At 56.9% G+C, this 14495-nt stretch carries 10 protein-coding genes and 2 pseudogenes; 3 read left to right on the top strand and 9 right to left on the bottom strand.

Annotated elements, in window-relative coordinates; genetic code table 11:
* Positions 1 to 13 precede the first annotated feature (13 nt).
* Genes menB through NSS88_RS11815 form a run of 4 tightly spaced genes read right to left on the bottom strand, consistent with a single transcriptional unit; the run spans position 14 to position 4758 of the window.
* Complete coding sequence (menB, locus tag NSS88_RS11830; protein WP_011232345.1) at positions 14 to 832, bottom strand: 1,4-dihydroxy-2-naphthoyl-CoA synthase; 819 nt, start codon at positions 830 to 832, stop codon at positions 14 to 16.
* Positions 833 to 1639, bottom strand: a complete 807-nt coding sequence (gene menH, locus NSS88_RS11825) for a 2-succinyl-6-hydroxy-2,4-cyclohexadiene-1-carboxylate synthase (RefSeq protein ID WP_055358916.1) — start codon at positions 1637 to 1639, stop codon at positions 833 to 835. It lies immediately after the preceding gene.
* 1 nt (position 1640) lies between these two features.
* Positions 1641 to 3389 carry a 2-succinyl-5-enolpyruvyl-6-hydroxy-3-cyclohexene-1-carboxylic-acid synthase gene (gene menD, locus NSS88_RS11820; protein WP_055358915.1) on the bottom strand — a complete coding sequence of 583 codons (1749 nt, stop codon included), beginning with the start codon at positions 3387 to 3389 and terminating at the stop codon, positions 1641 to 1643.
* Positions 3382 to 4758 (bottom strand): isochorismate synthase, encoded by a 1377-nt coding sequence (locus NSS88_RS11815; RefSeq protein WP_042381875.1) that lies wholly within the window; start codon positions 4756 to 4758, stop codon positions 3382 to 3384. The genes menD and NSS88_RS11815 overlap by 8 nt, the downstream gene beginning before the upstream one ends.
* Positions 4759 to 4926: 168 nt before the next feature.
* Between NSS88_RS11815 and NSS88_RS11810 the strand changes: the two genes are divergently transcribed.
* From NSS88_RS11810 to NSS88_RS11800, 3 genes are all read left to right on the top strand, one after another.
* On the top strand, positions 4927 to 5856 hold the full coding sequence (locus NSS88_RS11810) for a 1,4-dihydroxy-2-naphthoate polyprenyltransferase (RefSeq protein WP_341084699.1): 930 nt from the start codon (positions 4927 to 4929) through the stop codon (positions 5854 to 5856).
* An 86-nt stretch (positions 5857 to 5942) separates the two neighbouring features.
* Positions 5943 to 6752: a yteA family sporulation protein gene (locus NSS88_RS11805; protein WP_061580607.1), complete on the top strand. Its 810-nt coding sequence runs from the start codon at positions 5943 to 5945 to the stop codon at positions 6750 to 6752.
* A 99-nt stretch (positions 6753 to 6851) separates the two neighbouring features.
* Positions 6852 to 7646, top strand: a complete 795-nt coding sequence (locus NSS88_RS11800; RefSeq protein WP_011232351.1) for a TIGR00266 family protein — start codon at positions 6852 to 6854, stop codon at positions 7644 to 7646.
* Positions 7647 to 7760: 114 nt separating this feature from the next.
* Here NSS88_RS11800 and NSS88_RS11795 read toward each other — a convergent pair whose 3' ends face one another.
* From NSS88_RS11795 to NSS88_RS11775, 5 genes and pseudogenes are all read right to left on the bottom strand, one after another.
* Positions 7761 to 10175 (bottom strand): glycogen/starch/alpha-glucan phosphorylase, encoded by a 2415-nt coding sequence (locus NSS88_RS11795; protein WP_061580611.1) that lies wholly within the window; start codon positions 10173 to 10175, stop codon positions 7761 to 7763.
* Entirely contained in the window at positions 10162 to 11619 is a 1458-nt protein-coding gene (gene glgA / locus NSS88_RS11790) for a glycogen synthase GlgA (RefSeq protein ID WP_061580608.1), read from the bottom strand. The genes NSS88_RS11795 and glgA overlap by 14 nt, the downstream gene beginning before the upstream one ends.
* Entirely contained in the window at positions 11616 to 12647 is a 1032-nt protein-coding gene (locus NSS88_RS11785) for a sugar phosphate nucleotidyltransferase (RefSeq protein WP_341084690.1), read from the bottom strand. Before NSS88_RS11785 ends, glgA begins: the two co-directional genes overlap by 4 nt.
* Positions 12647 to 13810, bottom strand: a pseudogene (locus tag NSS88_RS11780) (glucose-1-phosphate adenylyltransferase). Before NSS88_RS11780 ends, NSS88_RS11785 begins: the two are co-directional and overlap by 1 nt.
* Positions 13692 to 14492, bottom strand: a pseudogene (locus NSS88_RS11775) (alpha amylase C-terminal domain-containing protein); the annotation flags it as partial. The pseudogenes NSS88_RS11780 and NSS88_RS11775, both read right to left, overlap by 119 nt.
* Between the last annotated feature and the right edge of the window lie 3 nt (positions 14493 to 14495).

Raw genomic sequence — 14495 nt, 5'->3', positions numbered from 1 at the left:
TTCTTCGTTCTCATCACGGGAAGCGCGGGAATTGGCTGAAGTCCGGCTTCCGTTTTTCTTTGAACGCCCGCATTCCTTCCTTCGCCTCTTCGGTCGTGTAGAAGAGAAGCGTCGCGTCGCCGGCGAGCTGTTGGATGCCGGCCAAGCCGTCGGAGTCGGCGTTGAATGCCGCTTTTAAGAAGCGAATGGCCGTCGGGCTTTTTTCCAAAATTTCTTGCGCCCATTTGACCGTTTCTTCTTCAAGCTGCTCAAGCGGCACGACTTTGTTGACCAGCCCCATTTCGAGCGCTTCTTGCGCCGTGTACTGACGGCATAAATACCAAATTTCCCGCGCCTTTTTATGGCCGACGATGCGGGCCAAATAACCGGCGCCATAGCCGCCGTCAAAGCTTCCCACTTTCGGCCCGGTTTGGCCGAAGATGGCGTTGTCCGCGGCGATCGTCAAATCGCATACGACATGAAGCACATGCCCACCGCCGATGGCATAGCCGGCGACCATCGCAATGACCGGCTTCGGAATGACGCGGATGAGCCGCTGCAAATCAAGCACATTGAGGCGCGGAATTTCATCCTCGCCGACATAGCCGCCATGGCCGCGCACTTTTTGGTCCCCGCCCGAGCAAAACGCCTTGCCGCCGGCGCCGGTCAAAATGATGACGCCGATATTCGAATCATCGCGCGCTTTTGTGAACGCATCGATCATCTCGTTCACCGTTTTCGGCCGAAACGCGTTATGTACTTCCGGACGGTTGATCGTAATTTTGGCGATGCCGTTGTACGTTTCGTAAATAATGTCCTCATAGTCGTACTGCTTCACCCATTCAAACGGCATTTACACTTCCCCCTTTGTTATGAATTCACTTACTATTTTAGCAAAAATGCCGGGCTGTTCCACGTGAATTGCATGTCCGGCTCCTTTTACACAGATAAGTTCGCTGTTGGGCAGCCGCTCGTGCATTTGGGCGGCGATGCGGCAAAACTTCTCATCGCGCTCCCCGCAAACAAGGAGCACAGGCATGGCAAGTTCGCCAAGCCGTTCCCAAAACGACGGCTGCACGCCGGTCCCCATCCCGCGCAAACTGTTGACAAGCCCCGTTGCCGTATGGCGGAGCCGCTCGCGGCGAATCGCCGCTCGCACCGAATCCGGAAGCGCCTGCTGAGTGGCAAACAGCGGGATTTTTTCCCAATCATCGACAAAAGCACGGACGCCTTCCGTTTCGATTTTTCGCGCCAACGCCTCATCCGCTTCCCGCCGCGCGCGCCGCTCCTCCTCTGTCTCCAAGCCGGGCGAACTGCTTTCCAGCACTAAGCGGCGAACGCGGCGCGGATGCCAAACGGCGAACGCCAACGCGAGCCGGCCGCCCATCGAGTAGCCGAGCACGTTCACTTGTTCGACGCCCCATTCGTCAAGGAGCGCCGCCAAGTCAGCCGCCGCGTGTTCGATCCGATACCGTCGGGCGTCCTTTGGCGCCTCGGTCCGCCCATGGCCCAACAAGTCGACGGCCATCACACGGAAGTCCGGCCAAAACGGGGCGAGCGGCCGCCACGTGTCCGCGCTGCCCGTAAACCCGTGCAACAATAAAAGCGGCTCCCCTTCGCCATATTGTTCCACATGGTAACGAACCCCATTCAGCTCCACATCAAACCATTCCTTTATGTTCGAGAAATTTCGCGATTTCCTGGGAAACACGTTCCCACAAAAAACGATGCATTTGGACATTTTCCGCGCGCGACGTGCGCACTTCGACAACATGAAGCCCGCCTGCTTCAAACGATTCCGCCACTTGACGGCGAAATTCGTCCCACGTACGCGGCGTTGCGTGCCGTCCGCCGTACATCCCAACGGCATCGGAAAACGACAAACCGGTCGGCGTGCCAAACAGCGTTTCAAACGGCCCTTCATGACGCGCCTGCGGCAAAAAGGAGAAAATGCCGCCGCCGTTGTTGTTCAACAGCACAATCGTCGCCTGCAATCCGTGCATTTTCGCTGCCAGCAGCCCGTTCAAATCGTGGTAAAACGACAAATCGCCGATCACGAGCGCAAGCGGCCCCGCGGCGGCGCCGGCCCCCAAGGCGCTCGAGACGACGCCGTCAATGCCGTTGGCGCCGCGGTTGGCAAGCACGCGGAGCGGCTTGTCCGTCGACCAGAAAAACGTATCGGCGTCGCGGATTGGCATGCTGTTGCCGACAAACAGCGTCGCCCCGGCTGGAAGCAAATTGGCAAGTTCCGTGAACACTTTCCCTTCAAACCATTCTTCTTTTGGCAGATGGCGCTCAAGCACCGCGCGGGCGATCGCGTTCATCTCTAGCCATATCGCCGACCACGCGCTTTTGTTTTCTTTCGGTTTCGCCCATTCAAGAAGCTGGCGGCAAAGAATCAGTTCATCACTCTGAACGAAGCTGTCCGCGGACAACGTTGGATCGCGCCAGCCGCCGTCGTCGACAACAATTTGACGAATCGCGCGATGGCGCTTGAGCCATAAAAAGAGCGGCTTCGACACCGGCATGGCGCCGAACCGAAGCACCACATCCGGCACAAGCTTGGAAGCGGCGGTTTCCTCCCGCAATATGGCGTCATAGCTGTCCAGCACGTACGTTTTGTCATGCGTACCGACGCGCAACTGGGAAAGCGGATCGGCCAAAATCGGAAAATCAAGCGCCCGCGCCAACTCGGTGACCGCCTCGGCAAACCCAGGGCGATCGAGCGGCCCGCAGACGATCAACCCGCGTTCCGCCGCCGACAGCTGCTCATACAGCGCCGATACGCTTTCTTGCGGCAGCGCTGGGCGGCCGTGCCACACTTGCGGCGCTCTCGAAACAGACCGCACCCGCTCCCAAACCGCCTCATCGATATGCGGGACAAGCGGCTCGCGAAACGGCGCGTTCACATGCACAGGCCCGCACGGTGCACCGGCGGCCGTTTGGACGGCTCTTGCCGCCATCGTCCGCGCGTATCGCAGCATATCATCCGCCTCTTCCGGCAGCGCCAAGTCCACAAACCACTTGGCGTAGCGTCCGTATAAGTGCAGCTGATCAATCGCCTGCGGCGCCCCGACATCGCGCAGTTCATGCGGCCGGTCGGCCGTCAGCACCACGAGCGGCACGCGCGAATAGTATGCCTCGACAACCGCGGGCCCATAGTTGGCCGCCGCCGTTCCGGACGTGCATACGAGCGCGACCGGACGCTGCTTCGCTTTCGCCAAGCCGAGGGCGAAAAACGCGGCCGACCGCTCATCGATATTCATATATAGTCGAAGGCCAGGGTGGGCCGCCATCGCCATCGCAAGCGGCGTCGAGCGCGAACCGGGGCTGATCACCGCCTCCGTCACCCCGGCCTGCGCCAATCCGTCCACCAATGCCGCTGCATAAACAGACAAGGCATCAGCCATCGTTCATCACTCCCAACGCCGATAACATCGGGGCCATTTTCACATTTGTCTCTTCATATTCGCTGTTTGGGTCGGAATCGGCGACAATGCCGCAGCCGGCAAACAGCATGGCTTCCTTCCCGGCGAGCAAGGCGGAGCGAATGGCGACCGCCCATTCCCCATTGCCTTCGCCATCCACCCAGCCGATCGGCGCTGCATACCATCCGCGGTCAAGCGGCTCAAGGGCGCGGATCACCTCCAGCGCTCGATCGCGCGGCGTTCCGCCGAGCGCGGGTGTCGGATGCATCATTTCCACTAAGCGGAGCACCGAGCGCTCGCGGGAGCCACGGCCGACAACCGGAGTGCATAAATGCTGGATGTGCGGCAGCTTGAGCAGCTGCGGTGCGGGCGGCATCTCGACCGTCTCGCAGACGGAAGAAAACAAGCGGCCGATCATTTGCACAACAAACTGATGTTCTTCGTTGTTTTTTCGATCTGCCCGCAGCCAAGCGCCAAGCCGCTCGTCTTCCTCCATATCGGCCCCGCGGCGCACCGATCCGGCGAGGCAAACCGACCGGCACATTTTCCCTTCTTTTTGGACAAGCTGCTCAGGGGAAGCGCCGATAAAACAGCGGCCGTCCTGTTCAAACGCAAAAATGTAAGCAAACGGCTGCTGCTCGCGAAGCCGCTGGAGTACGGCCGCGGCATCCACCGTTTTGGCAAACGCCAGGCGCCGAGCGCGGGCGAGCACCACCTTGTCCAACGCCCCCGCCCGAATCGAGGCGATCGCTTCGCGAACAGCCGCCAACCATCGTTCTTTCTCTTCTTCTTCGTCTGACACAAGGCGCGGAAGCCGCTTTGGAGCGGCCATGGGGTCGCTGATCCGCTCAAGCAAGCGCCCGACCCGCTCCCAGTCCCGTCCTCTTTTGTCCGTTGGGACGGTGACAGTCAACGTCGTTTTGCCGTTTCTTACGGCAAGAAGCGCGGCCGGCGCCACGAGCTTCCCGGCCGGAAAGCCGCGCCACATGTCGGTGCCCGGCCGATAGGGGTCAAACGAAAATCCGCCAAACAATAACGGCGGCGCATCGGCCGCGCCGTATGGCTCCATCTCCTTCTTCCATCGGCGCCGGCCCGCTTCCACGTCATCAAACCGGCTGTCGGCCTTCTCCGTTTCGATCGCATAAACGGAGCCGAGGCCGACCAATATCGTGCCTCCGGTTCGATCCGCCCAAAAAAACCGTTCGCGGAAGCCGCATGACGGCCCTTGCATAAAAAAAGAAACCGGATCAACGCCCTCCCACGGTTCCGCCCAGCTGACAAACGGCCGCCCTGCATTCACCGCCAATCTATGCAATTGTTGCTGCAGGTGATGTCGAAATCCAATCGCCACGTTCCTCACGCTTTCTGTCGTAAAATTCCCCCTCCATCCCCACTTCCCATTATAATATAATAGGAAATCATTTATCTATCGGGAAGGGTTGACATGCTTTCAACGTTTGCCTACACTTATTTTGGACATAAACGAATGACATTTTCACAGAATCTAAGGGGAATGAATATGCAATCATTCACACATATGGACCATCGCCCGCCGGCGCGCCGCGACTGGCGCGTCTTTTGGCGGCTGACGCGCCCGCATACGCTGACGGCGGCATTTGTGCCCGTATGCGTCGGCACGGTGCTGGCGCTTGGCGAAACATCGATCGATTGGCTGCTGTTTGCCGCGATGATGATCGCCTCTTTGTTGATTCAGGCGGCGACGAACATGTTCAACGAATACTACGATTATCAACGCGGCCTCGATTCACCGGAGTCGGTCGGCATCGGCGGCGCCATCGTCCGCGACGGCCTCAAGCCGAAAACGGTGCTGGCGTTGGCGTTTGGCTGTCTTGGGTTGGCTATGCTCATCGGCATCTACATTTGCGCCGAAAGCAGTTGGTGGCTCGCCGTTGTCGGAACGATTTGCATGGCGGCCGGTTATTTTTACACCGGAGGGCCGGTTCCGATCGCCTATACGCCGTTTGGCGAACTGGCGGCTGGGTTTTTTATGGGCTTTGTCATCATTTTGATTTCATTTTTCATCCAAACGGGCTATATCAGCGGCGACGCCGTGCTCACCGCCATTCCGATCGCGATTTTGGTCGGCGCCATTTTGCTGGCGAACAATATTCGCGACTTGGACGGCGACCGTGAAAAAGGGCGAAAGACGCTCGCCATTTTGATTGGCCGCGATTGGGCCATCCGCCTGCTCGCTGCCATGTTCGCCGTTGCCTTTCTTTGGACGGCCGTGCTTGCGGTGTTTCAGATCGTGCCGTTTTGGGCGCTGCTCGCTTTATTGAGCATTCCAAAAGCAATCGCCGCGGCGCGCGGATTCATCGGTAAAACGAAACCGGCGGAGATGATGCCGGCGATGAAGGCCACAGCGCAAACGAATACACAATTTGGCTTTTTGCTCGCCATCGGCTTGCTTTTCGGCCAATGGCTGTAAACACGGTCGAAACGGCCGTGTTTTTTTTTGATTTTCGCCCATACTACACCATATAGACGCTACTGCGAAGGAAGGGATTGCGACTGATGCTGACGAACGAACAGCTTGCCGTCCTCCGCTCAAGACTGCTCGACATGAAACGGGAGACGGAAGACCGGCTGAAGCAAAACGACCATTTCGGCATGATCCGCAGCCACGCCCACGATGCGGTCGGTGAGCTGGCGAGCTACGACAACCATCCGGCCGATGAGGCGACAGAGCTGTATGAGCGGGAAAAAGATCTCGCCCTAAAGGAGCATGCCGAGCGCGAAGTTCGCGAGATTGAACGGGCGCTTGGCGCCATCGCCGACGGCACATACGGAACGTGCCGCGTATGCGGCCGCCCGATCCCATACGAACGGCTCGAGGCGCTGCCGACAACACTCTACTGCCGCGAGCACAGCCCGGATCAAACGGTGTCGCAAAAGCGGCCGCTTGAAGAGGGCGTTCTTATGCCGCCGTTTGGCAAATTCGATTTCGATGACCGCGCGGAATCGGTCGCTTACGACGCGGAAGATGCATGGCAGGAAGCAGCCCGCTACGGCACATCCGACACCCCTTCGGACCTTGGCAAAAACGTCGATTCCTACAGCGAAGTGTATGCCGAGTCGGAAGAGAACGTCGGCTATGTCGAAGACTTGGAAAATTTCGCGGCCGTCGATTTGCATGGCAGACACGTACGTGTGTACCCGACGCGGGAGCATGAGCTGCTGGAAAACATATTGGATGACGAAGGCATCATGTCGAACATCGGCGATTTGCCGGCGTATGAAAAAGACCCGTATACATCGACAGACAGCTACCGCCGGTACGATGAAAGACTGTCCCAGCAGCATTTTGGGGAAACAACTCCATGAAAAAGGCCATCGGCAAGATGGTCTTTTTTGTGAAACGGGCCGATGCCGTTTTCCGTAGTACAGAGCAGAACGTCATATGATCCGAATGGAGGCGAAATGATGAACGCACATGAGATCGATTACCGGCTGTACGGCGATGACATGCAGTTTGTCGAAATCGAGCTCGACCCATACGAAAGCGTGGTCGCGGAAGCGGGCGGGATGATGATGATGGATGACGGCATCGTCATGGAAACCGTATTTGGCGACGGCTCCTCGTCCGGAAAAGGGCTGCTTGGCCGCCTTGTCGGCGCGGGAAAGCGGCTGCTCACCGGCGAAAGCTTGTTCATGACCGTGTTTACCAACCAAGGAAGCGGCAAGCGCCGCGTCGCCTTCGCCGCTCCGTATCCGGGAAAAATCATCCCGGTCGATTTAAGCGAACTTGGCGGGAAGCTCATCTGCCAAAAAGACTCCTTTTTGTGTGCGGCAAAAGGCGTTTCCGTCGGCATTGAGTTTCAGCGCAAGCTCGGCGCTGGCTTTTTCGGCGGCGAAGGGTTTATTATGCAAAAGTTGGAAGGTGACGGGCTTGCCTTTTTGCACGCCGGCGGAACGATCCACCGCCGCGACTTGCAGCCCGGGGAAACGCTTCGTATTGACACCGGCTGCCTTGTCGCCATGACGAAAGACGTCAACTACGATATTGAATATGTCGGCAACATCAAAACCGCCTTCTTCGGCGGCGAAGGATTGTTTTTGGCCACCGTCACCGGTCCGGGAGCAGTGTGGGTGCAGTCGCTTCCGTTCAGCCGGCTCGCTGACCGCGTCCTCGCTGCCGCCCCGAGCGCCGGCGGACGGTCGGTCGGCGAAGGCAGCATCCTCGGCGGCATCGGCGACTGGCTCGACGGCGACGACTAAGCGAGAAAGGGCGCTCCGGCCAAACGGAACGCCCTTTTGCTTTTCTGCCTTCCCCCTCGAAATTCCCTAAAAGGACGATGATTAAATGAAAAAGCAGCCCAAAAACGTCCTTTTCTAAGTTGAGAAACGTTCCCCCGACGGCAAAAGACCCCAAATTTCGGCGGCGTATTCCGCTACGGTTCGATCGCTGGCGAAACGGCCGGAATGGGCGATGTTGACGGCGCTCATCCGCCACCAGCGCGCCGGATCGCGGTAAGCGGCCTCAACCCGCTCGTGCGCCTCGGCGTAGGCGGCAAAGTCGCGCAGCACAAAATATTCGTCGTTTTGCGCCAGCAGCGAGTCGTAAATCGGCTCAAAGTAGTCGCCGACATCAGGGAAAAAGCCGTTGATGAGCTGGTCGACAACTTGCTTGATCCGTTTGTCATGATGGTAATACTCATGCGCCCGATAGCCTCCGTGTTCGTAGTAGCGGAGCACTTCATCGGCCGTCAGTCCGAACAAAAACATGTTGTCCTCCCCGACGGCTTCCGCGATTTCGACGTTCGCTCCATCCAGCGTGCCAAGCGTAACGGCGCCGTTCATCATAAACTTCATGTTGCCCGTCCCGGACGCTTCTTTGCTGGCGGTTGAGATTTGCTCGCTCACATCGGCGGCCGGGATGATCTCTTCGGCGAGCGACACACGGTAGTTTTCCAAAAAAATGACTTTCAACTGGTCATGGACCCGTTTGTCGTTGTTCACCTTCTCGGCGACCGAATGGATCAGCTTGATAATCCTCTTGGCGTAGTAATAGCCCGGCGACGCCTTCGCCCCGAAGATAAACGTGCGCGGGTGAATCGAGAAGTGTGAATCCTCCTTCAGCCGATTGTACAAATGCATGATGTGCAGCACGTTCAACAGTTGCCGTTTGTAGGCGTGCAGCCGTTTCACTTGCACATCAAAGATCGACGACTCGTCAACACCGATTCCGGTCTTCTCATAAATGCGGGTGGCGAGCTTCGCTTTGCGCCGCCGCTTGACGGCGGCGAGCGCCTCTTGAAACGCCGGATCGGAAGCATGCGGCGCCAGTTCCACAAGCGCTTCCGGCTCATGAATCCAACGCGGGCCGATCGTGTCCGTAATCAACGCCGACAGCTCGGGGTTGGCTTTTAAGAGCCAGCGCCGGTGCGTCACGCCGTTCGTCTTATTGTTGAACTTTTGCGGCGCCCATTCGTAAAACAGGCGCATTTCCCGCTGTTTCAAAATGTCGGTATGCAGTTTCGCCACGCCGTTGACGCTATGGCTTGCCACGACGGCCAAGTGCGCCATTTTCACCATTCCGTGGGCGATGATGGCCATTTGTTCAATCCGCCCCCAATCGCCAGGGTAGCGTTCCCACAGCTCGCGACAAAACCGTTCGTTGATTTCCTCGACGATCATATAAATGCGCGGCAACAGCGGCTGAAACAGACGAATCGGCCATTTCTCGAGCGCTTCCGACAACGTCGTATGGTTCGTATACGCGATCGTATGGGTCGTAATGTGCCACGCCTCTTCCCAGCTCATCCCTTCCTCATCGAGCAAAATGCGCATCAACTCCGGAATCGCAAGCGCGGGGTGCGTGTCGTTGATATGAATGGCGACATATTCATGGAGGCGGCGCAAGCTCCCGTGCTGGCGGCGATGGGCGCGAGTGATGCTGCCGAGGCTGGCGGCGACGAGAAAATACTGCTGCTTCAGCCGCAAAATTTTTCCTTCGTCATGCGTATCGTCCGGGTACAAAAACTCGGAAATGGCTTCGGTCTCCCGTTTGTATTGCATGACGTCTTTATAGAGCGGAAACGTCTTCGCCGGTTCGGCGCTCCAAAGCCGGAGCGTGTTGACCGTGTTCGTCCCGTAGCCGATGACCGGCACGTCGTACGGCACCGCCATCACGTTTTCGCTGTCGACATGGCGGAAGACAAGGCGGCCGTTTTGTTCCGACACCTCGACCCTTCCCCAGAAGCGAACTTCGACCGCCAGCTCTTCTTTCCGGATTTCCCAAACGTTCCCGTTTCGCAGCCATTGCTCCGGTAGCTCGACTTGATAACCGTCGACGATCTTTTGGTCAAACAGCCCATGCTTGTAGCGGATGCCGTGCCCGTGGCCCGGCAAATTCAATGTGGCGAGCGAGTCAAGAAAACAGGCGGCGAGCCGCCCCAGCCCGCCGTTGCCAAGCCCGGCGTCCGCCTCACATTCCTCGACATCTTCGAGGCGAATGCCGAGCTCGCGCAATCCTTCCTCGACGACCGAGCGGACGCCGAGGTTTAACAAATTGTTGCCGAGCAGGCGACCCAACAAAAACTCAATCGACAAATAATACACTTGCTTCCACCGTTGCGCCCGGTAGCGTTCATTCGTCGTGATCCAATGGCGGCTGATATGTTCGCGCACCATCTGGCCGAGAACGTGATAATGATCGCGCGCCGTCGATTCGGCAAACGGTTTGCCGCACAGCGCCTCGACCCGCGCCACAAACGCCCGTTTGAACGTTTCTTTATCGGCGAACAAGCGCATCTCCCCCTTTTTTGACCAGCCGTTTGTACGCTTTTTCATACTCTTTCGCTGAACGGCGCCAGCTGTAATCGCCGCGCATCGCCCGCTCCATGAGCCGCTCCCAGACAGATGGCTGGTGGTAGAACGACAGCGCCCGGCGGATCGTGTACAACATGTCATGGGCATTAAAGTTCGTAAAGCTGAACCCGTTTCCCTCTCCTGTAAATTCATTGTACGATTGCACCGTATCGTTCAGCCCGCCCGTTTCCCGAACGATCGGAATCGTCCCGTACCGAAGCGCGATCATTTGGCTCAACCCGCACGGTTCAAATAATGACGGCATTAAAAACAAGTCCGAGCCCGCATAGATTTGATGGGCGAGCGGTTCGTGAAAGCCGATGTACACCCCGACTTTGTTCGGATAGGCCGCTGCCATTTGCGAGAAAAACTGTTCAAAGCGCCAATCCCCGGTGCCGAGCACGACGAGTTGCATGTCTTCCTGCATGAGGTCATGAAAGACGCACGTCACCAAATCGAGCCCTTTTTGCGCCGTCATTCGCGTCACCATGGCGACGATGGGCGCATCATCCCGCTCTGGCAGACCGAACCGCCGCTGCAAAGCGAGCTTGTTGAGTTTTTTTCTTTCCCGCGTATGTACGCTATAGGTCGCCGCCAAAAACGGATCGGTTTGCGGGTTGTAAAACTCGTCGTCAATGCCGTTTAAGATGCCGAGCAAATCGGCCCGCCGCGCCCGCAGCAAGCCGTCCAACCGCTCGCCGTAATAGGCGGTTTGAATCTCTTCTTTGTACGTCGGACTCACCGTCGTGATCAAATCGGAGGCGATAAGCGCCCCTTTCATAAAGCTGACGCTTCCGTAAAACTCGAGCTGGTCGACGGTGAAATACCGTCCGTCCAAATTCAACAAATCCTCTAAAATCCCGCGCGGAAACAGCCCTTGAAACTGCAAGTTGTGAATCGTAAACATCGTGCGGATATCCGCATAAAACGGATCATGGTGGTATTGCTCGCGCAGCAAAAATGGAATCATGCCGGTGTGCCAGTCATGGCAATGAATGATGTCGGGCTGAAACCCGATCTCCGGCAGCGCGTCCAGCACCGCCCGGCAAAAATAAGAAAACCGCTCGCCGTCGTCATCATGGCCGTACAGCTGCGGCCGTTTGAAGTAATACTCGTTGTCGATGAAGTAATAGATGACCCCGTCGTGCTCGAGCTCCTCCACGCCGGCATATTGGCGGCGCCACCCGACCGGCACGGTGAACTCCGCCGTTTTGTTCATCTTCTCTTTCCATTCGCGGGCGATCGTCTCATATTTCGGCAGCATGACACGGGCGTCAACGCCGAGCCGGCGCAGCTCTTTCGGCAGCGCGCCGGCAACGTCGGCCAATCCCCCCGATTTGGCAAACGGGGCGCATTCGGAAACGGCAAATAGCACGTTCATCGGCTGGCGACCTCCCCCTGCACCGTTCCTTTGCGGACGACAAACGGTTGATCAGCCGCTCCTTTCAACACCACTCTCGGTTCGACCTTGGCGTCTTTATCGATAATGACGCCATCGAGGACGCAGCCGTCGCCGATTTGGCATTTTTGCATAATAATGCTGTTTTTCACGACCGCTCCTTTGCCGATCTTCACAGAGCGGAACAAGACGCTGTTTTCCACCGTCCCGTCAATGACGCAGCCGTTGGCGATCATCGAGCGCTTTACGATCCCTTCCCGCCCGTACTTCGTCGGCGGCTCGTCTTTCACTTTCGTATAAATCGGCCACTCCGCGAGAAAGAGCTGTTCCCAGACGTTCCGATCCAATAGTTCCATGCTTGAGCGGAAATATTGTCCCACCGAATCGATGACCGCCGCATACCCCGTGTATTCGTAATCGCAAATCGACAGTGAATGGCGGTCATCGCGGACGACGTCGACGATGCTTCGGTAGCCGCGGTTTTTGTAATCGGTGATTAAATCAAGCAGCAGCGACGTTTCTAGCAAATACATCTCAAGCGACCGACCGCGATGACGGATTTCGGTCACATCGCAGCCATTTTCGATATGGCGCTTCAAGACGGCGGCAAAATCGATGTTGCACACCGTATAGCTGTTCGCGATGACGGCATATTTTTGCCGGCTCCGCAAAAAATAGTCGATGTGCTGCTCGAAGTGGGCAAATGCCCCGACGCGGCGCTCGCCGGAAAACAGCAAATCCGGCGATGGGAAGAAAAACAGTCCGTCCCGCTTTCGGTTTAAGTCCCAGTTTTTCCCTGACCCTAAATGGTCCATGAGCGAACGGTACTGATATTTCGAAAAAATCGCAACACTCTCAATACCGGAGTTAACCATGCTTGAGAGCACGAAATCAATGAGCCGATACCGGCCGGCAAACGGCACCGCGGCGATCGAGCGCTGTTCGATAAGCGGCGCTAACGCTTCCATATACATCGTCGCGTCAATGACGCCTAACATCTTGTTGTTCATCACGCTTCCTCCTTCCTCGCGGTTTCCTCATTCCATTGCGCAAGCCATTCGGCGGTCACGAGCACCACCTCGCCGTCTTCGTCCGGGGCAATCGAGGCATGCGTCGGGATGACGCAATCCGGCGTGACGATCGCCCGCTCGACATACGCTCCTTCGCTGACTGTCGTTCCTGGCATAATGACCGATTCTTTCACGACCGCCCCTTTGCCGATACGGACGCCTTGAAACAGCACTGAACGCTTGACCGTCCCTTCGACGACGCACCCTTCATTGACGAGTGAGTCCGCCACTTCCGCCTCCTGGGAAATGTATTGCGGCGGCTGATTCGGATTGACGGAATAAATGCGCCATGAGCGGTCGAACAAGTCGAGCTCGTTGTCCTCATCCAACAAGTCCATGTTCGCTTCCCACAAGCTTTTCACCGTGCCAACATCTTTCCAGTAGCCTTGGAACGGGTAGGCAAACAACCGCTTGCGTTCGCGAAGCAAAAGCGGGATGATGTCTTTGCCGAAATCGTGCGACGAATGCGGGTCAGCGTTGTCGATTTTCAAGTATTCTTTCAACAGCGGCCAATTGAAAATGTAAATGCCCATCGACGCCAAATTGCTCTTTGGCTCCGCCGGTTTTTCGGCAAACTCGACAATTTACATCTCGTCATTCGTATTCATAATGCCAAACCGGCTCGCTTCTTCCCATGGCACTTCAATAACGGAAATCGTCACATCGGCCTGTTTGGCGATATGGTAGTCGAGCATCTGCCGATAGTCCATTTTGTAAATGTGGTCGCCAGACAGCACGAGCACGTAGTCCGGGTCGTACTGTTCAATATAATTCATATTTTGATAAATCGCGTTGGCGGTGCCTTCATACCATTTCACGCCGGACGAGACGGAATAGGGCGGCAGGACGGTGACCCCGCCGTTTCGCCGGTCCAAATCCCACGCGCTTCCGATGCCGATGTACGAGTGAAGAAAGAGCGGCTGGTACTGCGTCAGCACGCCGACCGTATCGATGCCGGAATTCGTGCAGTTGCTCAATGTAAAATCAATGATCCGATACTTCCCGCCGAACGGCACGGCTGGTTTCGCGATGTTTTTCGTCAGCGGGCGAAGCCGGCTTCCTTGCCCGCCGGCCAATAACATGGCGATGCACGTCTTCTTCATTTTGCTTTCTCTCCTCTCGTTTTTGCACTGGGCGCAAGATTGAAATGCCAAATGGCGGAATCGTCATGCGCACATGGTACGGCTTTCCATGAAACGGTTCATTGAACGCCGGAAGCCGCTTCGAATTGACATGCCCTGATCCGCCAAAGTCCACCGCATCGCTGTTCAGCACTTCCCGATACGGGGCCAAAAGCGGCACGCCGACTTTGTAGTCGTCGTACGCTTGATTTGTGAAATTGCAAACAATTACCAACAGATCACCGTCTTTTTTCCCGCGGCGGACGAACGAGAAAATGCTTTGTTCGGCATTATGAACGTCGATCCATTCAAACCCCTGCGGGTCGTGGTCGAGCTCGTAAAACGGCTTATACCGCTTGTAGCAGGCGATCAATTGCTTGACATACTCATCCATCTTCCGGTGCAAGTCAAAATCAAACAGCACCCAGTCGAGCTCTCCCTCAAACTTCCATTCGTCAAACTGGGCGAATTCGTTGCCCATAAACAACAACTTTTTCCCGGGGTGGGCCATCATGTAGCCGTACAACAGCCGCAGCTGGGCGAACTTCTCCTCGTACGACCCCGGCATTTTGTTGAGCAGCGACTTTTTGCCATGCACAACTTCATCATGAGAAAACGGCAAAATGAAATTTTCTGAATACGCATAAAGGAGCATTCCCGTTAGGAG

This window comes from Geobacillus sp. FSL W8-1251, assembly GCF_038005945.1.
In the GTDB taxonomy this organism is placed as follows: Bacteria; Bacillota; Bacilli; order Bacillales; family Anoxybacillaceae; genus Geobacillus; species Geobacillus stearothermophilus.
This window is presented reverse-complemented; position numbering and strand designations above follow the sequence as displayed.